The 21,613-nt window shown below is 40.3% G+C and carries 19 protein-coding genes and 2 pseudogenes; 11 read left to right on the top strand and 10 right to left on the bottom strand.

What is annotated here, in order from left to right:
• Positions 1-78: 78 nt before the first annotated feature.
• The 3 genes from FD724_RS33730 to FD724_RS33720 all read right to left on the bottom strand — a co-directional run bounded on the left by FD724_RS33730 (position 79) and on the right by FD724_RS33720 (position 1,975).
• Positions 79-642 (bottom strand): hypothetical protein, encoded by a 564-nt coding sequence (locus FD724_RS33730; RefSeq protein ID WP_179076059.1) that lies wholly within the window; start codon positions 640-642, stop codon positions 79-81.
• A gap of 56 nt (positions 643-698) precedes the next feature.
• On the bottom strand, positions 699-1,337 hold the full coding sequence (locus tag FD724_RS33725) for a GNAT family N-acetyltransferase (RefSeq protein WP_179076058.1): 639 nt from the start codon (positions 1,335-1,337) through the stop codon (positions 699-701).
• Positions 1,338-1,405: 68 nt separating this feature from the next.
• Complete coding sequence (locus FD724_RS33720) at positions 1,406-1,975, bottom strand: site-specific integrase (RefSeq protein WP_179076057.1); 570 nt, start codon at positions 1,973-1,975, stop codon at positions 1,406-1,408.
• Positions 1,976-2,213: 238 nt separating this feature from the next.
• Here FD724_RS33720 and FD724_RS41290 point away from each other — a divergent pair, with 238 nt between their 5' ends.
• Positions 2,214-2,366, top strand: coding sequence for a hypothetical protein (locus tag FD724_RS41290; protein ID WP_256874669.1), 153 nt, complete (start codon positions 2,214-2,216; stop codon positions 2,364-2,366).
• Positions 2,367-2,573: 207 nt separating this feature from the next.
• On the opposite strand, the gene FD724_RS33710 is transcribed toward FD724_RS41290, so the two are convergent.
• Together FD724_RS33710 and FD724_RS33705 are read right to left on the bottom strand one after the other, a co-directional pair.
• Positions 2,574-2,915: a hypothetical protein gene (locus tag FD724_RS33710; protein WP_179076056.1), complete on the bottom strand. Its 342-nt coding sequence runs from the start codon at positions 2,913-2,915 to the stop codon at positions 2,574-2,576.
• 120 nt (positions 2,916-3,035) lie between these two features.
• Complete coding sequence (locus tag FD724_RS33705; RefSeq protein WP_179076055.1) at positions 3,036-4,088, bottom strand: YhcG family protein; 1,053 nt, start codon at positions 4,086-4,088, stop codon at positions 3,036-3,038.
• An 84-nt stretch (positions 4,089-4,172) separates the two neighbouring features.
• On the opposite strand from FD724_RS33705, the gene FD724_RS33700 reads away from it, so the two are divergent.
• The 3 genes from FD724_RS33700 (at position 4,173) to FD724_RS33690 (ending at position 7,203) form a co-directional block, all read left to right on the top strand.
• Positions 4,173-4,763 (top strand): ParA family protein, encoded by a 591-nt coding sequence (locus FD724_RS33700; protein ID WP_179076054.1) that lies wholly within the window; start codon positions 4,173-4,175, stop codon positions 4,761-4,763.
• Positions 4,760-5,488: a ParB/RepB/Spo0J family partition protein gene (locus FD724_RS33695; RefSeq protein ID WP_179076053.1), complete on the top strand. Its 729-nt coding sequence runs from the start codon at positions 4,760-4,762 to the stop codon at positions 5,486-5,488. Before FD724_RS33700 ends, FD724_RS33695 begins: the two co-directional genes overlap by 4 nt.
• A gap of 194 nt (positions 5,489-5,682) precedes the next feature.
• On the top strand, positions 5,683-7,203 hold the full coding sequence (locus FD724_RS33690; protein ID WP_179076052.1) for an ATP-dependent endonuclease: 1,521 nt from the start codon (positions 5,683-5,685) through the stop codon (positions 7,201-7,203).
• Positions 7,204-7,487: 284 nt separating this feature from the next.
• Here FD724_RS33690 and FD724_RS33685 read toward each other — a convergent pair whose 3' ends face one another.
• Together FD724_RS33685 and mobV are read right to left on the bottom strand one after the other, a co-directional pair.
• Positions 7,488-7,628: a hypothetical protein gene (locus FD724_RS33685; protein ID WP_179076051.1), complete on the bottom strand. Its 141-nt coding sequence runs from the start codon at positions 7,626-7,628 to the stop codon at positions 7,488-7,490.
• Positions 7,629-8,303: 675 nt separating this feature from the next.
• The gene (gene mobV, locus FD724_RS33680; RefSeq protein ID WP_179076050.1) at positions 8,304-10,043 is read right to left on the bottom strand and encodes a MobV family relaxase; all 1,740 of its coding nucleotides are present in this window, start codon (positions 10,041-10,043) and stop codon (positions 8,304-8,306) included.
• A gap of 640 nt (positions 10,044-10,683) precedes the next feature.
• Here mobV and FD724_RS33675 point away from each other — a divergent pair.
• From FD724_RS33675 to FD724_RS33645, 7 genes are all read left to right on the top strand, one after another.
• Positions 10,684-11,025, top strand: a complete 342-nt coding sequence (locus FD724_RS33675) for a hypothetical protein (RefSeq protein WP_179076049.1) — start codon at positions 10,684-10,686, stop codon at positions 11,023-11,025.
• The gene (locus FD724_RS33670) at positions 11,012-12,895 is read left to right on the top strand and encodes an alpha-amylase family glycosyl hydrolase (RefSeq protein WP_256874675.1); all 1,884 of its coding nucleotides are present in this window, start codon (positions 11,012-11,014) and stop codon (positions 12,893-12,895) included. The genes FD724_RS33675 and FD724_RS33670 overlap by 14 nt, the downstream gene beginning before the upstream one ends.
• Before the next feature lie 533 nt (positions 12,896-13,428).
• The gene (locus FD724_RS33665) at positions 13,429-13,713 is read left to right on the top strand and encodes a hypothetical protein (protein WP_256874674.1); all 285 of its coding nucleotides are present in this window, start codon (positions 13,429-13,431) and stop codon (positions 13,711-13,713) included.
• Between the two features lie 156 nt (positions 13,714-13,869).
• The gene (locus FD724_RS33660; protein WP_179076047.1) at positions 13,870-14,295 is read left to right on the top strand and encodes a hypothetical protein; all 426 of its coding nucleotides are present in this window, start codon (positions 13,870-13,872) and stop codon (positions 14,293-14,295) included.
• Positions 14,296-14,499: 204 nt separating this feature from the next.
• Complete coding sequence (locus tag FD724_RS41770; protein WP_306297112.1) at positions 14,500-14,667, top strand: hypothetical protein; 168 nt, start codon at positions 14,500-14,502, stop codon at positions 14,665-14,667.
• 224 nt (positions 14,668-14,891) lie between these two features.
• Positions 14,892-17,561: a bifunctional YncE family protein/alkaline phosphatase family protein gene (locus FD724_RS33650; protein WP_179076046.1), complete on the top strand. Its 2,670-nt coding sequence runs from the start codon at positions 14,892-14,894 to the stop codon at positions 17,559-17,561.
• A gap of 51 nt (positions 17,562-17,612) precedes the next feature.
• On the top strand, positions 17,613-18,251 hold the full coding sequence (locus FD724_RS33645; protein WP_179076045.1) for a hypothetical protein: 639 nt from the start codon (positions 17,613-17,615) through the stop codon (positions 18,249-18,251).
• 142 nt (positions 18,252-18,393) lie between these two features.
• Here the strand turns inward: FD724_RS33645 and FD724_RS40445 are convergent.
• The 3 genes and pseudogenes from FD724_RS40445 to FD724_RS33630 all read right to left on the bottom strand — a co-directional run.
• Positions 18,394-18,533, bottom strand: a pseudogene (locus tag FD724_RS40445) (transposase); the annotation flags it as partial.
• 665 nt (positions 18,534-19,198) lie between these two features.
• The gene (locus FD724_RS33640) at positions 19,199-19,645 is read right to left on the bottom strand and encodes a hypothetical protein (protein WP_179076044.1); all 447 of its coding nucleotides are present in this window, start codon (positions 19,643-19,645) and stop codon (positions 19,199-19,201) included.
• A gap of 33 nt (positions 19,646-19,678) precedes the next feature.
• Positions 19,679-21,613, bottom strand: a pseudogene (locus FD724_RS33630) (PAS domain S-box protein).

The following is a 21,613-nucleotide window of genomic DNA, read 5'->3' as shown; positions in this document are numbered from 1 at the left end:
ATTCCTTCTCAAAATGCGTAGAGATTTAATTACCAGTTAACTGTACACCGACATATTCCTAACGCTAGGAATTCATCGCTATCCATCAATAACGCCTAGCTTCATTCGTATTAAAGGTGAATCATGCAAGCTTCCTGAGCAATAGTAAAGGTGGGAATATCCTGCCCTGAGTTGTTCCAAGGAAAATCCTAAATAGCTTGCTACTTCTTCTTCTCTAGCAAAATATGAATTTCGTTCTTTATTTATAGATTGAATGGCTCCTGCCAAAATTAAACGTTTTCTTTGTTTTCCGTTAATAGTGTGGAGAATTAGAGTATTTTTTACATCATTACTATGCTTTGTCTCTTTTCTTTTAAGCTTCTCTTCATCCCAATAATTTTCCCAACAAGGATGTTTTCTCCACGGAGAGCCTAAGCTATCAAATAAAACTGAATCACCAAACCCATTAGTGTGGTAAATAACTTCCTCTCCACACCACCAGCATGTTGTCGGGTAAGTCTCAGCACCTTTAATTTCTTCAGCTATTTTCTTAGCTAAGACCCTATCACGTATTGGAATGTTATCTAAGGCTGTACCAGCCCCAGAAGACCCACCTGGGAAACCACAGTTACAATCTGATGAGTGATTCCATGCATTACACATAATTTTGGGATTTTGCTGTTGACAAATATTATGTTAAAAATTTTCAACATACAGTTTCAAGTCACTGCGCTTAAATTGCCATCACGAACCATCACTAGATAGATATGATTTGCTTCCATACTTTCTTCTTCTACATGAAAACCAAGACGTACATAGAAATCATAAGCATTTTTGTTTTCTTTATAAACTGCTAGGCTGTATGGTGCTTTGCATTCAGAGAATACTTTGTTAAGTAATTTTTTGCCGTAGCCTTTCCCTTGATATGCTGCTGAAACATAAAGAGAAACTATTTTCGTTTTGGTGGGATATTCACGGACGGACGTAAAACCAACTATTTTTTGGTCTTCAAAAATAACCCATGCTTTAATAGCATATTCTGTAGTTCGATCTTTGCATAATTCTTTTTTTACATTATTAATATCTTTGATAAGTTCTTTATCTGATAAAAATGTATGAGAATTGGGAATTTCTTCTTCTGAAATACATGAAACTGAATTAAAGTTTTCACGTTTGTATTTTCTGACTTGTCCAGCCATAAGTAACTTCTGCTCTCTAGCACTTTTAATAATGGGTTCATCAGGGGTACGTAGAAAAATGGAACACGTTGCAAAGCGTTGTAGCCAATGCTCAAAACCATTGACTACTTTGCACCACCGTAATCTTGTCCTTCTGTTAGTACCATTACCAATTAACATCTGATATAACTTTAAATATTGTAACCAGAGGGGGCAGATGTGATGTAGCGATTGCTTAAAAAATCAATTTAGCGAAACTTTAACGTATTAACACCATCCTGCAAATCCTCATCAGTGACCTCCAAATACCGATCCAGCGCTGCCAATGTTTTATGACCAGAGATTTTCTTAATTACTTTTGTCGGAACGTGGGACAAGTGCATTTTGGTCAAGCAAGTTCGACGAAAACTATGGGTACTTGCACCTTCAATATCAAGTTCATCAAAAGCAGCCCTTAAAATCTTGTCAGCAGAATCGGGGTGAATGTGTCCGCGGCCCCAGCGTCCAGGAAATAAAAACTCTTTGGGAGAGGAATAAGCCTCTAGTATTTCCCGAAGCTCATCACAGACAGGGATAGAGCGCGTATCAGCTTTGCCCTTGGTATTCTCTTTGCGTACCGTTATCCGTCCCCGCACACCGCCAGAGATACGGTAAGCGCCTCTGGTGTGCATTGAGCAAGCTTCAGAGATTCGCAAACCGCAGTAAAGGCACAGTCCGAATAAAGCGCGATCGCGTTGGGTTTTAAATCCGTGGGTAAATAGTTGAACGATCTCGCTTGATGATAAAATTTTAGCTTGATCGTGACGGTCGATTTTCATAGCCTGGAATAGTTACTATTACTATCTTAGGGGTACACCGACAAACTTGAATATTCCGGCGTATAAGACCAAAAGCCTGATTCTCTCGTGACGGTTTGCTGGAAAGCTTGGGAATTATGTTTTGCTTATAAATCTACATGGCGATGCAGAGATGGTTGATTACCAGAGAATCAGCGTTTGAAGCTTTAATCATAAACTGAGCTTATGACAGCGCTGATATCAGGGTTACAGTCACAGGATGTTAGCACATCATCGCCACGGTGTCAGAGGCGTGTTAGTGCTACGCAGCGTGAACACCAAAGGCAAGCGGGACACCAGGGAAATTCAAGTGCATCCGAAGCTCAAGCAGTATGGGGTAGTGTTACGGAAGCTGTCACCAGGGGCAAAGTAGTACAGCAGTATTAAACTGGAAACTTTCCCATCACCCCGTCGTATTGGCATTGAGCCGAGATCCTTGCAAAAATATGCAAGATGGCTTGAAAAGACTTGATTTTTCGTTGTAAATAACGGCTTTTTTGACTATACTGTAACAAATTCTCAAACCTAGATAGGACAAGGGTTTTCAGACCATCTTGCAGGTTTTTACACGTATCTCGGCTCAATGCCTAGATGAAACGAACTGAACATCGAGGTAGTGTCTGATATCTTCTATTTTTTTGGTTGAGAGTGCTTTCTTTCTCAAAGATGCAACAACATTATTAGCTCTAACCAACGCCAGCCAAATATCTAGGCTGTCTGCAATTTTTGTAAGAGTTTCTTCTTGAGACGTTATCTCTTCTTCGAGGTGATCTGGGTAAAATATCCCCCCAATTAATCCCCAATCTGGGCGCTCTGCTTCTAAATCTAAACTTATGTAGCAGCTATCAATTGCTGTTATGCCGGATTGACGAGCAAGCTGTCTTACCTTTTCCTTTATCCTCAAATATTCTACTGGAATCATAATCTTTCCGTAACTTCTTTCTTGTCAGCATTCTGCTTCCCTGATTCGGGCATCATCAAAAGCTAATTCATCATCAGTTAGTTTCTCCATGCTTGCAAATTCAAATATTCCTATTTTTAATCATTCTTCATCCTCTACTTCTACAGATAAATTTTCCAGTTCTGCCTCCAACTGCTCAATAGTTGGTAACTTGGTTTGTAACTCTTTTGGTAATGACTTAGTAAGTTGAGTTTGCCATTCAGCAATCCCAATTGGTTTATTGACATCACGCAGTGCATACTCAGCAATAACATTATCCTTACTTGCACATAAAATTAAACCAATTGAAGGACTATCTACAGGAGATTTGAGCAAATCATCGACTGCTGAAAGATAAAAATTTATTTTTCCTGCATATTCAGGTTTAAATTTACCAGTTTTCAGTTCAATCACTATAAAACAATGTAGTTTAACATGATAGAAAAGCAAGTCTATATAAAAATCATCATTTCCTACTTTTAAATTATATTGTTGACCAACAAAAGCAAATCCTACACCCAATTCTAAAAGAAATTGGGTAATATGTTTAACAAGTTCTTTTTCTACTTCTCGTTCTTGTGCTGCTTCTCCTAAACTTAAAAAATCAAAAACATAAGGGTCTTTTAAAGTTTCTCTGGCAATGTCTGATTGAGGAGAGGGTAATATAACATCAAAGTTATTAACAGCTTTACCCTGACGCTCAAAAAGTCTATTGTTAATTTGTAGAGTTAAAATATTTCGACTCCAACCATTTTCTCTGGTTTTTTGGATGTACCATTCACGCTCCAAATTATTTTTAACTTTATCTAAAATTACACAGTTATGAAACCAAGGAATTAGTGCAGCAGCCTGCTGCACAATTTGCTCATCTGGGTAAGCTTCAGCAAAAGCCCGCATATACTTAAGATTACGTGCTGAGAATCCCTTCATGTCTGGGAAAGCTGCTTTTAAATCTCTAGCGAGACGTTCGATAACTTTTGCACCCCATCCCTGCTGCTGCTGTCTGATGATAATTTCGCGCCCGATTTGCCAATAAAGTAACACTAACTCACTGTTAACAGACAAAGCTGCTCTTACTTGGGCGTTGCGTATGCGTTCTTTTAACTCTCGTAAAAAGTCATCATAGCCATCCATTGGTGATAAGTTATCCGCCATACCCCAACCCGTGTAAATTCTCTTTAATTATTGCCTCTTGTGCTGTACAATCCGCCATCATGACTGGAATATGACGAAACTGCAATGATTATTACTATCGCATCGTTCAAAGGGGGTGTAGGAAAATCTACCACAGCAATACATCTGGCAGCTTACCTTGCTATCAAAGGTAAAACTGTACTAGCTGATGGTGATCTTAATCGCTCTGTATTGCATTGGTCAGAGCGTGGTAAAAGTCCTTTCGATGTTTATGATCAGAGCGAAATAGACCAAGCCAAAGATTTTGAGCATCTTGTGATTGACACTCCCGCCCGTCCTGCCAGTAATGAGTTGAAAGCATTAGCAAGCTCTAGTGATTTACTGATCATTCCCACCCATCCCAGCACTTTCGCTCTAGAAGCATTGATTGAAACTGTGGGAGAACTGAATGAATTGCCGCCTGGAAGGTTTAAAGTTTTACTGACTTGTGTTCCTCCTTCCCCCAGCCGTGATGGATATAAAGCTAAAGAAAGTCTTGAAAAATTTGGCTTACCCTTGTTTAAAACTTGGATTAGAAGAATGGCTGTTTACCTGAAAGCTGAAAATTTTGGAGTTCCAGTTTATATGGTAAAAGATCCTCGTGCTTCTGATGCCTGGAGCGATTACCAGGCAGTGGGTAAGGAAATTCTCTCATGACCAATTTTGATAAAATTCTGGAGGTCGCTCAAAAACGGCAGGGGCAATCTCAACCCCTAAAGCTCCAAGATTCTACAGTTTTACTGGAGCAGATTAAAGACCGTGAGCAGGATACGCGACCTTTAAATCCAAAGCACGTTGAGTCTCTGGCAGAGTCAATTGCTATTCTGGGACTGATAGAACCACTGGTAATAGATAATAAGGGTAAATTGCTGGCTGGAGGGCATCGGTTAGCAGCAATCCGATTGCTAAAGGAGCAGCAGGCTCCTAAGTATCTTCATCAGTTCCCTGACAATCGCATTCCTATCAGGATGTTGCCTTTTGATGTAGAAGAAAATCCAGATTTGGCATTGCAAGTAGAGATAGCAGAGAACGAACAGCGTAGAGACTATACGCCAAATGAAGTGAAAGCTATCGCCGAGCGTTTACGCATTGCTGGATTTATTGACGTAAAGGGAAGACCCAAGAAAGGACAAAAGCCTTTAATGCCTGCTCTAGCAGTCGTAGTAAGCAAAAACCTCCGTACAGTACAAAGGTATCTTGAACCTAACCAAAATACTGACCCCCGAAAAAGTACGACACCTGTCGTACTTTTAAAGCAAGCGTCAACTAAGCTGAAACAGTGGCAAAAAATTGAGCCGAAAACACCGCAAGAGGAAGCTTTCGCCAAGCGGCTGCCAGAACTCCTGAATTTGATTGAGGATGTTTTGAGTGGTGAGAAATAAACAGATGTATCTGGTTTTGAGCCAAGATACTGACCAAGAAAAAAGTACGACATCTGTCGTACTTTTAAAAATATCTTTTATGATGAAAATTTTACAGATTCAGAAGATAAATTTACAAAAGTAATGCTTAAAAACTTCTAAATAGGTTTTGAAATATTATACTAAATAGTGAAATTTATACAGAAACTAAAAAAATGAAAATAGTCAAAATAAGGTTAAGTAATATAAGAGGCTATGAAAATGCAGAAGTTGAACTGTCTCCAAGAATAAATTTATTAGTAGGAGAAAATAATAGTGGTAAAACAACAATATTAAGAACATTACTTTTTTTACAAGATAGAGCTTTATTTCAGACAAATGATATAAGAAAAAATCACAATCAAGGAAGTATTCAACTAGAGTTTGAGGGGAATCTTAAAAAATACTTTGATGCCAATATCACTAACTTAATTCACGAGAATTACAACCGACTTAATATTGAATGTATCAATGAAAAATTATTTATTAACGGACAAGATATTAATACGTATAGTAACCAACATCTTATTTCAAGTGAAGAGCCGAAAAACTTCATTTATCCATTTCTTTCTAAAAGGAAAGTAATGACATTTAATGAAGATATAAGGTATCAGTTTGCAAATTCAGTTTCAGGAAATTTTTCTAATTTATTTGCAAAAGTAGATCGGATTACTACAGATGGTTTGCCTGCGAAAGATGAATACATTAAAGCTTGCAGTGAAATTTTAGGATTCCCCATAAGTTCTTTTACGTCCCATAATGGCAAGAAAGCTGTATACATTGTAGATAACTTTCAGAATATTCCATTGGAACTAATGGGAGAAGGAGTAGCAAATATTCTAGGATTAATCCTGGATCTGTGTATAGCTAAAGACAAGTTATTTTTAATAGAAGAGCCAGAGAACGATATTCATCCCAAAGCATTAAAAAAACTGTTAAATCTTATTGTTGCGAAATCAGAAACAAACCAGTTTGTCATTACTACTCATTCAAATATTGTTTTAAAGTATCTTGGCTCTGCTCAGATGAGTAAGATTTTTAAAGTAAATATGGAGTTTTTCAATAAAATTCCAACTTCTTCCATTGCTGAAGTTGATAATTCGCCCAAAGCTAGAAGAGAAATTCTCGAAGATTTAGGTTATGAGCTTTTCGATTTTGATGTTTGGGATACATGGTTAATTCTTGAAGAATCATCGGCAGAAATTATAATCAGAGATTTTCTAATCCCTAATTTTGTGCCAGAACTTAAAGAAAGACTAAGAACTTGCTCCAGCCTTGGTGTTGAGAAAGTATCAGCAAGGTTTGATGCTCTGCACAGTTTGTGTCTTTTCTTTCATTTACAACAACCCTTTAAGGATAGAATTTGGGTCTTGGTTGATGGAGGGGAGAATGAGGCACAAATCATCAACAATTTAAAGAATAAATATAAATCATGGACTCAAGAACGTTTTTGTCAATTGAAAAAACATGATTTTGAGAGATATTATCCTGAAGAGTTTCAGGTACAAGTAGATGATGTGTTAAATATAAAAGTTAAAGAAGATAAGATGAGAGCAAAAAAAGTTTTACTTGAAAAGGTGAAAAAATGGTGTATGGAAAATCCAGATTCAGCCAAAGAAGGTTTTAGGAAATCTGCTTATGAGGTGATTGATATTCTTAAGCACATTGAAAAATCATTGCAAAGCATTAGAGGATAACGTATCACTATAGCCTTTCAGTTAGTAACTGCGCTTAACATTTCTTGTTCAAAAACACATTTGTACTACAAAAGCTGTCTCACAGTTAAAAGCTCCAACTGGGCAGCATTGTGCCAAATTGTTAGCAATAAAGCCCTCAAATGGGGTTGAAAAACTTGACATCATACTAGATTGCCCCTGGTTGCACGAACCTTCTATTTACGCCTACATTCGGTCTACTACACTCCTTCAATATACAAGCGTAACTTTCTGTACGATTGCTCCTTTATCCCCGTAGTGAGCCACTAAATTTTATTGTCACTTCGCTTTTGACTTCCATCGCTTACCCCTGGCTCATCATCAATTTCATTTTTCCCGCTCCTGATTTTATCTTGGATTAGGTTGACCACAAGATGCGCGATCGCTTGGCTATTGTAATTGTTCACTTTGAAAGTGAACGTTGAGCATTCCCCTGGAAACAGAACCAAGACTCAACATTAAATCTACAAAAATTTACCCCGTTTTTGACCCCTTGTTAATAATCATTCCTAAAAGGCTAAAACGCCTATACCGTAATCCCTTCAGCCTTTGTAAATAAATCTTGTGAAAGATTACAATTGTGCTTTGATTTTGCTGTTTTGTGCATGACACCGAAAATCGCCCAAATTCCCGATTTTCACCAATTCTCACCAATTCTTACCAATTAAACTCAATATATCCCAATTCTACAGAACGCAAATTCAAATTCATCCCTGATTTTTTTACCTCTTCAACATCTTCCAGTCACCAAATTCTCATTAGCTCAATAATTCCCAATAATTCCCAAAAGTCACCCGATTTATCCCCATATTTGCCAACGAGTTTTTAAACACGCTAATTAGCGCATAAACTCTGTAATCCATCTTTTGATGACGCACAGTACGCCATCTTTGGCGGAAAGTTTCTTAGTATATTTCTTGGACAATTCAAGAAAAAAGAACTCTTGGCGAATAAGCGGCGAAGCGGAGTGGCAATGAGCGGGCTTGCGTATCTAGCTGGCCTCACCAATATGACAACTGCCCGCTTATTGCCACCGCTAATTCGAGCGAAGCGGTCAAGAGTTCGTGCGGCTACGTTTTAGCTCAACGGCGCAAACCAAGAGATCGTGGTTTGTGTTCTAATTGCTCCCGTTCAAGTGTTGCCAAAAGCTGCTGATTCCAATCAGATTCATCAGGCATAACTATTTGTGCTTGTGGCAGCAACTCCTTGACAGCACGAGCCGCTTCATTCCCCAACTCATCATTATCAAAGGTCACTCCAATTCGCTTGATTGTTCGGAGAAACTCTAACGGTAAGGACTGGGGGCTATCCACTGCCATATACATGGTTCTGTCTGGGGGTTCTCCATTGTGTATCTCCATCTCCAGTGCCGCCACTGACAGGGTATCAATGGGGGATTTACACAAAATCACCCTCTTAATTTCATCGCTTTCATCGCTCGAGGCTTGGACACCCAGCCTGAGATAAAACCAGCAATCAGCCCGTTTTGTCCCTTTGGCGTAACCCATGAAGGTGTTGTCTTGTCCTACTGTGCCGCGCACAAATGCACCCATAACTTCCCCAGTCAGAGTACGCATCCCAAACACAGCATTTTTTCGCTCGTCAGCATAAACTAATCCCGACTCATAAACTGCTGTCACCAGCGACTCAGGCAGTCCCCTTTTTTGAGTTAAGTAGTTGTATACTGCAAGCCATTGGCTAGAATCTTCTGGTGGCGGTGTAAATTGGGGTATTGGTTGTTGCTGGATAGCCTTAATTACTTCTTCTTTAGTTCGGGCTATTGCTGCCCTCATCACCCCCGACTCTCCAAAACGGTCAGAAAGCCAAGCGATCGCTTTCTTAAAATCGCAATTGTTGACGTGCATCACCAAATCAATCGCACCGCCACCGCCCTTTTGAGAACCGGGGGCAAAGTCGTAGAATTTTGTCCCATCTATATTAATGATGTTACCGTGACCCTTCCATCTATTTGCTTGGTTGCGGTCGCGGTTTAATCCTAACTGCCATGCCACATCTTCTAATGCCAACTCACGCAACAAGGTTGCCTGCTGTAACCACTGATTTTTAGAAGCCTCTAATTCAAAAATTAGCTGCTGTAACCGTTCATTCTCTTGTGCCAGAGCTTTGGCAGTGCGTTCTAGTTCGTGTTTCCTAGTTTGTGCCCTGTCCCGATCGGCAGCTTTAGCCTGCATCTGTGACTGGCTGAGTTTGCTATTTGGTTCTATACCTGCGTTGACAATGCTGTAAAAGTCTTTGATGTCCTGGTGTTGTGCTTTACTCCCCTTGATACCGCGCTCTAACCCCAGATGCTCGGTCGCCGCAGAATAGGAATCTTGAAACTGCCTCATTTTCTGCCGACCGTCGAAGAAGTGTTTGGCTCTGAGTTGTCGTTGCTCATCCAAGGGGACAAAGTAAGCATGAATGTGTGGCGTTGCTTCGTCTAAATGCAGTTCTGCCCGCACAATACGATCGCTGTAATTTTCTTCTAACCACTGCTGAGATGCAGTAAGCCATGCTTGTACTTTGTCAGCTTCGTAATACCCTGCTTGTGTTGGGCAGTCGGGGCGGAAGTATTCTGGTGAGGCAGTTAGCAAAATCTCTACAGCATACACAGCATCAGGGCGAATCTTCCGCTTCTGTTCCCCAATTTTTTGAATCACCAGATTATCTAAAGTTTCATCCGAATTTTGATTTCCAATGAACCTGATATTTTTTTTGTTGCGGTCTGCGTTGGGAGTTTCTCTAAATCTAGCGGTATGCGCTTCACTTCCCCCCAAACTTGACCGCTTTAATTTTTTTATTCGGGCTATAGCGTAGGCCATGCTATCCCCCCTTAGTTGTGTGAAACAATCACAGCGTCGCAGGCCCCACAAGCCTTTTTGTCTCGACCTTCAGGAGAGATGGCGCAAGCCACCCGCAGGGCAAAAAGGTGTAGTGGGTACACTACAATATGGTACTTCACGTTTGAGCCTTTTGTAGTAGATCCGCCCCCAACACCCTACCCGAAATCTTTCACTCAACTAGTGCCAATATGTTAGTACTTTTTTGACACTTTATGTCATTTTTTTACATGATTTTGACATGGACTGTCACAATCATGTACTTTTTTGACAGAGGCAAGGTTTCTTGAGAAATCTATTCAATAAATCTTTTTTAGCTTGTCAGAATTTACTTTTATTCTGACATGATTTGTCAAAAATCTACCTGTTTTTTGACTCTTGTTGCCATCATTTTACTAATTTCTGACACTAATCTCTTTTACCCCTGTTTTCTTTCAAAAACCGTTGGGTTGATTTTTTCTCTCAAACGTTTACCAATAAGGCTTTCAGCTATTATTGATGCTTTTGAAATATCAGCCCGTTTTTACTGATTTTCACTCCTTCTCGAAAAAGCTTATTAGGAATAGATGAGAATTCAAACTTAGAAAAAGACTACAATCCTATCGATAAACCGGACTTTATTATGAGTGACTCTGAATCGGTTGACTTTTTTTTCCGCTATCGTCCTGCTGCTGATAGTCCCGATGGTGTTTTATTAAGCTATCTGCTCAGTTATAATCCTACTCAACGCAAGCAGATGATTTTAAAAGCTCTCCGTGCTTTCTATTTGGTCGCTGCTTACGGGCAAAAAGGTCAGTTTCAACAGTTCTCTGATGTTCAAAAACTTGTCGCACTCCTCGAACAAATTTATGGTCAGGGCGCTGATGGCCCTATCGACCATTCTTTGAGTCTTAATATTGATATCGGTGTTACTTATTCTGGTCTGAATACGTTTGCAGATGAGTCAGAAGATGAATGGGGTTAAAAATCAAATTAGCGGTAATTGGGCAGCAAATTGGAATCCATACTCTATTAATAAGACTCGCAAAGGGAAGTTTATGCTTAACTCCGTCAAAAACAATGATGTACAAGCTTTATTTCATCAAGTTCAGCAAAGAAAACTGACTCCATCCCCGGAAGATTGGCGAGATCACTGGATTTACTTTCTCATGGTGGATCGTTTCAACAATCCAGCATCAGATCCAAAACATCTACCCTACAATGATAAATTTGGTGGCTTTCAGGGTGGCACAATTGAGGGAGTTAGACAAAAGCTCGACTACCTTAAAGAACTTGGAGTCGGCGCAATCTGGTTCACACCTGTTTTAAAGAATTGTCAATTTCTTAACGGCAAGCCAAATGATGGCACCTATCATGGCTACGGCATTCAGGATTTTTTACACATAGACCCACGCTTTGCCTCAGATCCAAATAATGTAGAGCGGGAATTACGCACTTTCATTGACGAAGCTCACTCAAAGGGTATTTACATAATCTTCGATATCGTCCTCAATCACACTGGGGACGTTTTTGCTTATGAGTCTCAGGGTTCAGAAGCTCCTTTTAGCGATACTCCATACAATATTAATTGGCGAGATGAAAAAGGTATTGCACAATCAGATTGGAAAATAGGAGAGAATATCCCCAACCCACCTGCCGATGCCACAGTTTTTCCTCAAGAGCTACGTCGCAATGAGTTTTTCCGAAGGCAGGGTAGTCCTAAGCCTGGGGGAGCAGAAACCATTGGTGATTTCTCTTCCCTCAAGCAACTTCTCACAAGCGACCCAGAGTTAGGAAATGTCTTAATCCGCAGCTTTCAGTACTTGATTGCTAAATATGACATCGATGGATTTCGGATCGACACCTTAAAGTATCTCGATCCGAATTTTGCTCTGACTTTCGGTAATGCTATCCGCGAGTTTAGTCTCAGCGTTGGGAAAAAAAATTTTTTCACTTACGGTGAAGTCTACGACAACGAGCAAAAAATTTCACAATTCATCGGTCGTAATGTCTCAAAGTCTGGTGACTTAGTGGGTGTGGATGCATCACTTGATTTTCCTCTTTTCTTCAAGCTACCCGATGTAGTCAAAGGAATCCTGCCTCCCAGTGAATTAGTCAAGATGTATCAGGAACGCAAAGAAGTGGAACGTGGCATCATCAGTTCACATGGTGAAGCAACCGCTTTTTTTGTTACCTTCTTGGACAATCACGACCAACACCAACGCTTCTACTTCAGTCCTGATGGAAATCCTCATCAGTTCGACGATCAAGCAACTTTGGCCATTGGCTGTCTTTTCTCATTGCCTGGTATCCCCAGCCTGTATTACGGTACGGAACAAGGTCTACACGGTAATGGGGATAGCGACCAAAATGTGCGTGAAGCCTTATGGGGCAAACCAAACGCTTTTGATTCCACCCATCCTTTCTATAAAACTATCCAAAGGCTCACTAATGTCCGTAACATCGAGCCGACACTCCGTTATGGACGATTTTACTTCCGTCCAATTTCTGGAGATGGATTTCATTTTGGGATTTCCAATTTCTCTCAGGGTGTGCTGGCCTTCTCACGCATTCTCAATGACCAAGAAGTAGTTGTGATTGGTAACACTAATACCGAATCCCAGTTTTTTGGCTCAGTTCTAATCGACTCGAATCTCAATCCGGTAAATGTGCAGTTCCAAATCCTGTTCAGCAACAAAACTGACCCCACCGTACCTAACTCAGTTAGAGTGACTAGTACGGCAGAAATTCATGAGGTGGATGGCAGAGTTTCAAGCGGTCAGATACACGTACTTCCCGTCTCATTGAAGCCAATGGAGATACAGATATTGGGAAGGCAAAGCAGTCAAGGCTAATTTTTTAATTGAAGAGAGCAAACTGTACAGTCGCTTTTGTAGCACTAACGTAGTTGTTTAGTAGTTTATTTTTGATTCAAGTGAATTTCAAATCACTTGAATCATCACTTTTTTTCAAAAAAACTTTCAGCCAAAGATGGCGTACTGTGCGTCAGAAATTAATATTATTATTCCGTGAAAGCATAATGTCACTGTGATATTTAAAAATGCGGAATTTAAATGATTTACCGTAGGTTTGCCGTAGCCCTGCCATTGGTGTGCGATTATGGGAGCTAGTTTTAACCTTAATTCTCAATAGTAATAATTAGTTGAGAATTGAGGTTTCAAAATTCCATTGAGATGCCATTAGCGTGCCATAAATCAGCAATAATGGGAGCCAATTTTTGATTTTCCATTCTTTTGCCAAAATTGAGCCATTGGGGTAAGTTTTTAGTTCATATACTAAGTTTTTTGAAGATGAACTCTTTTGTGGCAGTCAAGAAGAATGACGATAAAATCAGTCAATAAAAAATGAAATTGATAATGAGCTAGGGGTGAGCTATGTCTACCCCAAAATCGGACATACTAGAAGATTCAAACGTGCAACTCTGGAGAAGCAGGGTAGAGAATTGGTATTTACCCATGATGAACGAGGTAAGATTTTTCGAGTGGCAGTCAACCGAAACCAGTCAGGTGAGCTTGAGTATTCACCGATTTATATTGGGTCAGTAGAAAGAGAAGACCTGATGCTGTGGCAAAAAGCAAAGCGTGTATTGCAACGACTGATAGAAGAGTCAGAGCGACAAGAAAGAAGACAGAGTAAAGGGATCTCCCTCTAGGCGATGGCGCAACTCAAAACCTAGCAAGCTCAAATAGTCGGTGTCTGCCACTGCCACAAATTCACTCGTTGAAAAATGAAACCACTACAGCTATGGCATCTCTGTCGTGTAGATGCCATATTGAGAAAAATATTCAGTCACTTCTGAGATTTCAGTATGTTGGAATGGTTGGTAACGATTGGTGCAACAGAACTAGGGAAAGCGATATTTGAGCAAGTCCTAAAGTTGGGGCAAGCTGCCGCAGAAGATTATGTAAAGGATTTCTTTAAAGCCTGTCTCAAGGAAGGGATCATAGTTGCAAAACCAGAAGTGACGAAGAAAGCGGTAGCTGAGGCATTGAAATCGTTCTTGTTGCTAGTGACAGATGAGCTAGAGGATCAGAATCTTTCCAAAGCTGAAATTCGAGATCGCTACGAGCCAAACCTAGTTCAATTTGTTCAAGATACATCGGTAAAAAGTATTCTCAGTAAAGCATTTGAGAAAGATTGCGGAGCTATTGAAGTTGCAGCATTAGCATCAATCTGGCAGCAGTCTACATTTAGGGGTACAGCCGGGATACGCGCAAATTGGGACACGTTGTAAAGTTATGTTACGCAAATGTTTGCAAATGCTTGATTTTGCGTTGTTTCAACACCAGTTTGAGCGTGCCACTCCCCGCGAAAACATCCCCTAAAAAGGTCATTTATGGGCAAGTTTGAGAGACGGAATCGCCTGAAGAGTTGATTTTAGTGTGCAAAAATTAGAATGTATTATTACCATTTTTGGGCAAGTTAGTAAATTGCAAAATTGGTTTCTGCAACATTTGTTTACAACGTGTCCCAAATTGCAGGTATCCCGGCTGTACCCCTCTTACGCTACCTGGAAAAACGCAGTACCTGGATTTTTGTTTTCTATCGTTTGGCGATGGGTGTATTTTTAATAGTTGCTGTAATGGCTGGCTGGTTGCAGAATTGACTTAACTGATTAAGCTGAAAAACATCTAACTTGCATAATCGAATTAAATCAAATTATTGTGGGGTGGGCAAAATAAACGCTTATCAATACTTAACTAATTTTGATGTGCATACCGCCCCACTCTCAATGAGTGAGGATTTAATTTAATGCACCCTTACCATCCAATTAATGTTTTTGATTTAGACTCATTGCTGTCCAAAATTATTGGGGCATAAGATATAAAAATGTCTAAATCAAAACAGGCTGGTCTGACATTTGCTTTACTTGTCCTGGCCGCAGGCAGTACAGCATCCAAAGCAGGTGCGATTTTTCCAGAATTTATTAAGGTGGGACGACAACCCAACGGTTCTGTGTTGGTGAACACAGGTCAGTTCATTATCCCTGCGGGTAAGCAGATTGAATTTAATGGTCGTCCTGTGGCCGTTACCCTTAGCCCTGATGGTAAGACCGCCGCCTTTCTGAACAATGTGGGTAGTAGTCAAGGCAAGTTTATTATTTTAGTAGACCTGTCTACAGGTAAGCTGAAGCAGGAGTTTAATCCAGCAAACGGCGGTGCTTCCTTTGATGGCATTGCCTACTCCAAAGATGGTAGTAAATTGTTTGCCTCTGATGCTAGCGGTAAGTTAGTTATTGCGAATGTCGCTGCTGATGGTACGCTTTCGCTGGATGTGTCTGTAAGTTTACCAGACAAAAAATCTTACCCTGGTGGTCTTGCACTCTCTGAAGATGGGAAAATACTCTACATCGCTCTTAATGGCAAAAACAGCCTTGGTGTTTTCAACCTAGCGTCTCGTCAACTGGTAAATGAAATCCCCGTTGGAAATGCTCCCCACGCAGTACTTATTGCTGGTGAAAAAGCTTATGTGAGTAACCAAGGTGGACGTAAAGCAGTTGAGGGAGACTTCACAAATGACTCTTACGGAACGTCGATTGTTGCTGACCGTGACACCGGGGGTTCTATTACAGGTACTGTTTCTGTAGTGGATTTGCAGACTCAGACTAAAGTGCAAGATATTACAGTGGGTCTACAACCAACTGGCTTGATGCAGAACGACAAGTATCTGTTTGTAGCGAATACCCATAGTGATAGTATCTCAGTAATTAATACGAAGACAGATAAAGTAGTTCAGACAATTGAAATTCAACCGTTTGGTGGTGATGTACCTGTTGGTAGTATGCCAAATTCATTGGCGATGGTGGGGAATCGGTTGTTTGTCAGTTTGGGAACAACCAACGCGATCGCTGTTTTTAATTGGAAAGGGATAGATCAATCCGCCCAATTACGGGGACTGATTCCAACAGGATGGTATCCTGGGGCTTTAGCAGTAGATAGCGATCGCCAACAACTTGTTGTTGCTAACGTTAAAGGGGTCGGCTCTTTGGGGCCCAACTATACCACGACCATCGGCGGTGTCCGCACAATTGGTAAAAGCACTTACGCTTTTCTGGGCAGTACTTCGCTGATTCCCTATCCCAACCCACAGGATCTTCCCTACTACAGTGCCCAGGTTCGCCAAAACAATAGTTTGGTTCAAGGTAGAATTTCTAACCAACTCGGCTCACCAAATGCACCTCTACAAGCGATTCCTCGGCGAATTGGCGATCCTTCACCCATTAAGCATGTTGTCTACATTATCAAAGAAAATCGCACCTACGATCAGGTATTTGCAGACGACCCCCGTGGCAATGGAGACCCTAATCTGCTTTTGTTTGGCAAAGAGGTAACGCCCAATCTCCACGCTTTGACCAAGCAATTTCCACTACTAGATAACTTCTACGATAGTGGTGTTCTGTCTGCTGACGGACACCAGTGGAGTGTGCAAGGAATTGCTCCTGATTACATTGAGAAGGCATTTGGTAACTTCTTCCGCAGCTATCCATTTAATGGTGGCGACAGTTTAACTTACGTGCCCACGGGATTTCTGTGGGATAATGCGCTTAAGCATGGTAAAAGTGTGCGTGTTTATGGCGAGTACGCTAACCAATTCTCCCTAGCAGAGGGTGCTAAGGGTGAACTTGGTAACTGGATTGACTGGTACAGAGATGCATTGATTTTAGAAGGCAAGCAGCTAGGTAATCTTCATCTCCCCATAGGAACCTACCAAACTAAGTCTGATGTACCTTCCCTCGATCGCCTTTTGGTGCGGAACTTCCCCAACTACACTAACCAAATTCCTGACATTTACCGTGCTGATATCTTCCTTAAAGAGTTCACACAAGCCCCCAAAGGTAGTTGCGGACTGGCAAATTTGACAGTTATGGCGCTCAATACTGACCACACTTCCGGCACCTCTGCCAATTACCCCACCCCTCGCGCACAGGTGGCAGATAATGACCTAGCTGTAGGTCGCATCGTTGATGCAATCAGCCATAGCCCCTGCTGGAAGCAAAGTGCCATATTTATTGTGGAAGACGATTCCCAGAATGGTGTTGACCACGTAGACGGTCATCGCACGGAGGCATTGGTGATCAGTCCCTATGCTAAACATGGCGTAGTAGATAGCACTTATTACACACAAGTGGATATGCGACGGACGATCGAACAAATCCTGGGACTACCACCGACTAATCAGATGACGCTGATTGCTACACCGATGTACAACGCCTTTACCAACAAGCCTGACTTTACTCCCTTTAATGCAGTACCCAATCAAATTGCCCTCGATCAACTCAATCCGGGGTCTACCACTGCCATGAATAAGGTACAAAAGGCTTGGTTTGAGGCATCAACTGAAATGTTTAATAAGCAAGGTTTGGTTCCTGATGAACAAGATGAAAACTTGCTCAATCGGGCGATTTGGTATGGGACAAGAGGCTTTGATCAGCCTTATCCAGGCGATGCAAAGGTGCTGTTCCCGGAGGAAGTTACCAAAATAACAGCTACTAACAAGTAATTGCAATTGTAGAAACCTTTTATTCATCAAGTAACACAAGCAATAAGATCCATGATCAATACCAAGAACTTCACTAGCAAGCTCGCACAGGTTACAACTTTAACGGGTATTATTGCTTGTTCCTTGGGAGCAGGAATATCCAATGCTTCAGTTATTACTTTTAATTCTCTATCAGGTGGCAATTTAGATCCTTTTACCGGAACTACTGAAGGGAATTTTACAGTTACTCCGACTAAAGGTAATTGGTTTGTAGGACAAGTTTTTGGCAATCCTACACCCTCTATTCTTGCAGGGCCTATTTCTCAGCCAACAACTTCTTCAGTCAATGTTACCGAAAATACAACTAGATTATTTACTTTCGATAGCGTTGATCTCACTAGTAATGCTAAAGGAGGAAGTGAATTTTCTGTCCAAGGTTTCTTGAACAATGGCTTGGTGCTATCTACTATTGGCAAAATTGATTTGAATAATTCCTTCACAACAATTCTGAGCCCCGATTCGCGCCAAATTTTAGATTTACTGCGAATTACTATCACTCCAGCCCCAGAGGTGTCGTCTCTGAACCTAGACAATATTAACGTTACGACAGCAGTTCCAGAGCCTTCCAACTTAGATTTCTTCTTAGGTTTGGCTACTGTTGGAGCTTTAGCTTTGCTTAAAAAGAAGGTAGCAAAAACCATCAAGGTGTAGTCAAATACTAATTAAAATCACTATCACCACTATGTAGGTTTTGAATATTTGTAGCGACTGTCTTAAAAGTCAAGCGTTCGTTAACAAAAAACCGGGACTGTGAACATTGACGCAACTGGGGAACGCTGCGCTAGATTCGGTGATTGTAACGCATTGCCACCACAGCACCCATATCTTAGTGGCACGAACATGGGCGCGACCGCCATTAATCATGCGCTTACCTTTGTGTTGCCCACTATCATGATTAATTGGTGCAACACCAACTAGACGCAAGATTTGTTTGGCGGGTGAGGAGAGGGAAGGCATTAAGCCGGGGAGTGGTGGTAGTTAACTTTTCTCTATCTTCCTTCTTAAGAGCGGCTGGCTACCTACCCATGTTCATTACCCTTCTTAAAAAAAAGCCTTTGGTGATGATAGACAGAGATTCTGTCGAACATCTTTAAGTTCTGCGTTTAGCTTGCTGTATATAAGTTTGAGCGTTTTTGAAGCGAAAGTAGGATTTTGCCTGAAGATACTTGCAGTCTGAGGGTCAATAATTGCTTTTCGCCTACCACAGGGAATTATAAATACTTTGTGGTAGAAGGCTAATATTTTGGGCTATAATCCTTTGCCTGTAGGAGTTACAGACAATTTATTGCGAAAGATACTCAAAGTCCTTGCTGTAAAACCTGTAAATAAAATTAATAAATACTCCAGTTTTTGTAGCGATACATACCCAAGATTTGCGTTATCCTGCCAATTTTACTTAAAAATGGCTGAACCCTATATATAGTAGGAGTTTCCAGACCATCTTGCAGGTTTTTACTCATATCTCGGCTCAATACCTATGTGGATCTAAATCTAGTCTTAACCTATCTGCTGTATCTCTCACAAATAAACAAAACTTGGCTATTGAGACGGTTAAACTTATTATTAAACAGACTGATAATGATAGAGAATATTGATTATTAATTAAATTTAGCAGATTTTGGGCAAGATTTATTATCCGATTCTGAATAGAGTAAGCAATAGTCTTTTTGTATTTCATCGTTTAATTTGATGATTTGCTCTTGAATTGCCTTTAATTGATTACTTAGTAAGACTAAATGGGACATAATCCGTTCACATTCATTAGGCAATCGGTTATTTTTTAGGCATGATTGCCTTTCATTCTTCACTCTATCTGCCTTGGATTCAACAAGTTCAGCTTGACTTTTAAGCAAATTAAATTTCTTTATATTATTATCAAATCTTTGCTGTACTTTCTCTAATTTTTTCGTTAAAAGCTGTGCTTGCTGGCAAGAATGTATTTCCTGAAAACAGATAAACATACTCAACAGGAGTAAAAACCAAGAGTCAAGTTTAAAGCGTTGAATAAAAGAAATATAACGTTGAGCAAAAAACTTAACTTTCATGGCTAAATCAATTAATGTGAGTTCGATATATGGTTAAGTACAATAGACGCAAGTATTATTTGGGGTTTGTTTGACAGGAATTGAAATGATAAATTCTGTGCCTTTACCTAGTTGGGAATGACATTCAATTTGACCTTGATGTTTTTCCACTACAATTTGATAACTAATAGATAATCCTAAACCAGTGCCTTTGCCAACAGCTTTAGTAGTGAAGAAAGGATCAAAAAGACGCTGACTGATTTCCTCACTGATACCAGGACCATTATCTGCAATGCGAATCAAGACTTGTTCAGACTCTGTGAGTTCAGTACGAATGCGAATTGCAGGATAGCTAGTGGTCAGTTGTCCGTTGTCCGTGGCTTTACTATGAACTACTAAACACTGACCCCAGGGCAAACGCATCTAAAGTATAAGAATCCTTTAATAGCAAGGGTTTTGGCGTTTTTTAATTTAGCCTATTTTTTCATCAAGATCCTTGCCCAGCAAGGGTTTCAGAAATCCCGTGCGTTCGCCCTGACACTGACCCCTTACCACGAACTCTTCTAAAGCATCAATTGCATTGGCAATAATGTTCATAAATACCTGATTCAATTGTCCTGCGTAGCATTCTACCAGTGGTAATTGACCATATTCTTTGATGACTCGAATTTCTGGACAATCAGATTTAACTTTGAGGCGACTATGTAAAATCATCAGAGTGCTATCAATACCCGCATGAATATCTACCTCTTTAAATTCAGCTTCATCCAGGCGGGAGAAATTACGCAGAGACAAGACAATTTCCCGAATTCGATTAGCACCAATATTCATAGAAGATAACAAATTGGGTAAATCTTCCTTCAGAAAGTCGAGTTCTACCGCCTCAATTTCTGCTTTGAGTTGAGGATTTGGGTTTGGATAGTGCTGCTGGTAGCATTGTAATAAGTGCAATAAGTCTTCGGTATATTCTCTAGCAGGAGTCAGATTGCCATAGATAAAGTTCACAGGATTATTAATTTCATGAGCAACACCAGCAACAAGTTGACCTAAGCTAGACATTTTTTCGCTTTGAATCAGGTGAAGTTGAGCCTTCTGCAACTGCTTTAAAGTTTGTTCTAATTTTTCTTTTTCTTGAGTTAAAGCGACAGTACGTTGCTGTACTCGAATTTCTAAGTGCTGATTTGTTTGTTCGAGATTATGCAGTGCTTCTTGTAAAGAAATTTCTGTTTGTTTGCCTTCACTAATATCTATCAAAAAGCCAAGTAATTGTGTATTATGGTCTGGTAATTTGACAACGTTTACAATATCTTTCAACCACACCCATCTCCCATCAGCAGTCAAAAAACGATACTCAACTATATAATCATCCTGCTCCTGTGAGACAGTATGATGATTTATAACTTGAGGTAAATCTTCTGGATGAATGTGTGAATACCAGAAGTTTGGTTCATACCACTGGGCTAAATCATAACCAAATAACTCAGTAGCTTGTGGACCTACATAAGTAAATTGGCGAGTAACACCTACAGCTTCCCAAGGCACTAAATTGACATTTTCTACTAAACGTTTGAGCCGTTGTCGAGTTTGCTCTAAATCTTCTTCTGTTAGCTTACGCAAAGTAATGTCAGTAGACATAACAGCATACTGGCTAGTTATTCCTTCTGCATTGTGTATAGGCTGTCCATCTACTAAAAGCCAACACATTCTCTCATCATGTGTTTGATAAGAAAGCTCAAACTTAAAACTTTCTCCCTTTAATAGTTGTTCCCGAATGTAAGCTTGTTGAACATTTAATTGAGAGTTATAACCAAGTACAGCAAAAAATTTTTGTCCCGTTAGCGAATCAGATGGTAAACCAGTGCGTTCAGCAAAGCCTGGATTCACCCACTCAATACGTCCTAATCTATCTGTCAATGCCATCAACAAATCTTTCCGCTCTGCCAAGGCTGTAAACATAGTTAACGGCAGACTGGATGAGTCAGCTAACAT

Origin of the sequence: Nostoc sp. C057, from assembly GCF_013393925.1 — a bacterium.
GTDB classification, from domain to species: Bacteria; Cyanobacteriota; Cyanobacteriia; order Cyanobacteriales; family Nostocaceae; genus Nostoc; species Nostoc muscorum_A.
This window is presented reverse-complemented; position numbering and strand designations above follow the sequence as displayed.

Coding starts and splice junctions, on each gene's coding strand:
- mobV (WP_179076050.1), bottom strand. CDS start 10,043: ATGGCCTACGCTATAGCCCGAATAAAAAAATTAAAGCGGTCAAGTTTG.
- FD724_RS33725 (WP_179076058.1), bottom strand. CDS start 1,337: ATGTTAATTGGTAATGGTACTAACAGAAGGACAAGATTACGGTGGTGC.
- FD724_RS33660 (WP_179076047.1), top strand. CDS start 13,870: ATGTTGGAATGGTTGGTAACGATTGGTGCAACAGAACTAGGGAAAGCG.
- FD724_RS41290 (WP_256874669.1), top strand. CDS start 2,214: ATGTTAGCACATCATCGCCACGGTGTCAGAGGCGTGTTAGTGCTACGC.
- FD724_RS33705 (WP_179076055.1), bottom strand. CDS start 4,088: ATGGCGGATAACTTATCACCAATGGATGGCTATGATGACTTTTTACGA.
- FD724_RS33690 (WP_179076052.1), top strand. CDS start 5,683: ATGAAAATAGTCAAAATAAGGTTAAGTAATATAAGAGGCTATGAAAAT.
- FD724_RS33670 (WP_256874675.1), top strand. CDS start 11,012: ATGAATGGGGTTAAAAATCAAATTAGCGGTAATTGGGCAGCAAATTGG.
- FD724_RS33645 (WP_179076045.1), top strand. CDS start 17,613: ATGATCAATACCAAGAACTTCACTAGCAAGCTCGCACAGGTTACAACT.
- FD724_RS33710 (WP_179076056.1), bottom strand. CDS start 2,915: ATGATTCCAGTAGAATATTTGAGGATAAAGGAAAAGGTAAGACAGCTT.
- FD724_RS33700 (WP_179076054.1), top strand. CDS start 4,173: ATGATTATTACTATCGCATCGTTCAAAGGGGGTGTAGGAAAATCTACC.
- FD724_RS33695 (WP_179076053.1), top strand. CDS start 4,760: ATGACCAATTTTGATAAAATTCTGGAGGTCGCTCAAAAACGGCAGGGG.
- FD724_RS33650 (WP_179076046.1), top strand. CDS start 14,892: ATGTCTAAATCAAAACAGGCTGGTCTGACATTTGCTTTACTTGTCCTG.
- FD724_RS33730 (WP_179076059.1), bottom strand. CDS start 642: ATGTGTAATGCATGGAATCACTCATCAGATTGTAACTGTGGTTTCCCA.
- FD724_RS33720 (WP_179076057.1), bottom strand. CDS start 1,975: ATGAAAATCGACCGTCACGATCAAGCTAAAATTTTATCATCAAGCGAG.
- FD724_RS33640 (WP_179076044.1), bottom strand. CDS start 19,645: ATGAAAGTTAAGTTTTTTGCTCAACGTTATATTTCTTTTATTCAACGC.
- FD724_RS33675 (WP_179076049.1), top strand. CDS start 10,684: ATGAGTGACTCTGAATCGGTTGACTTTTTTTTCCGCTATCGTCCTGCT.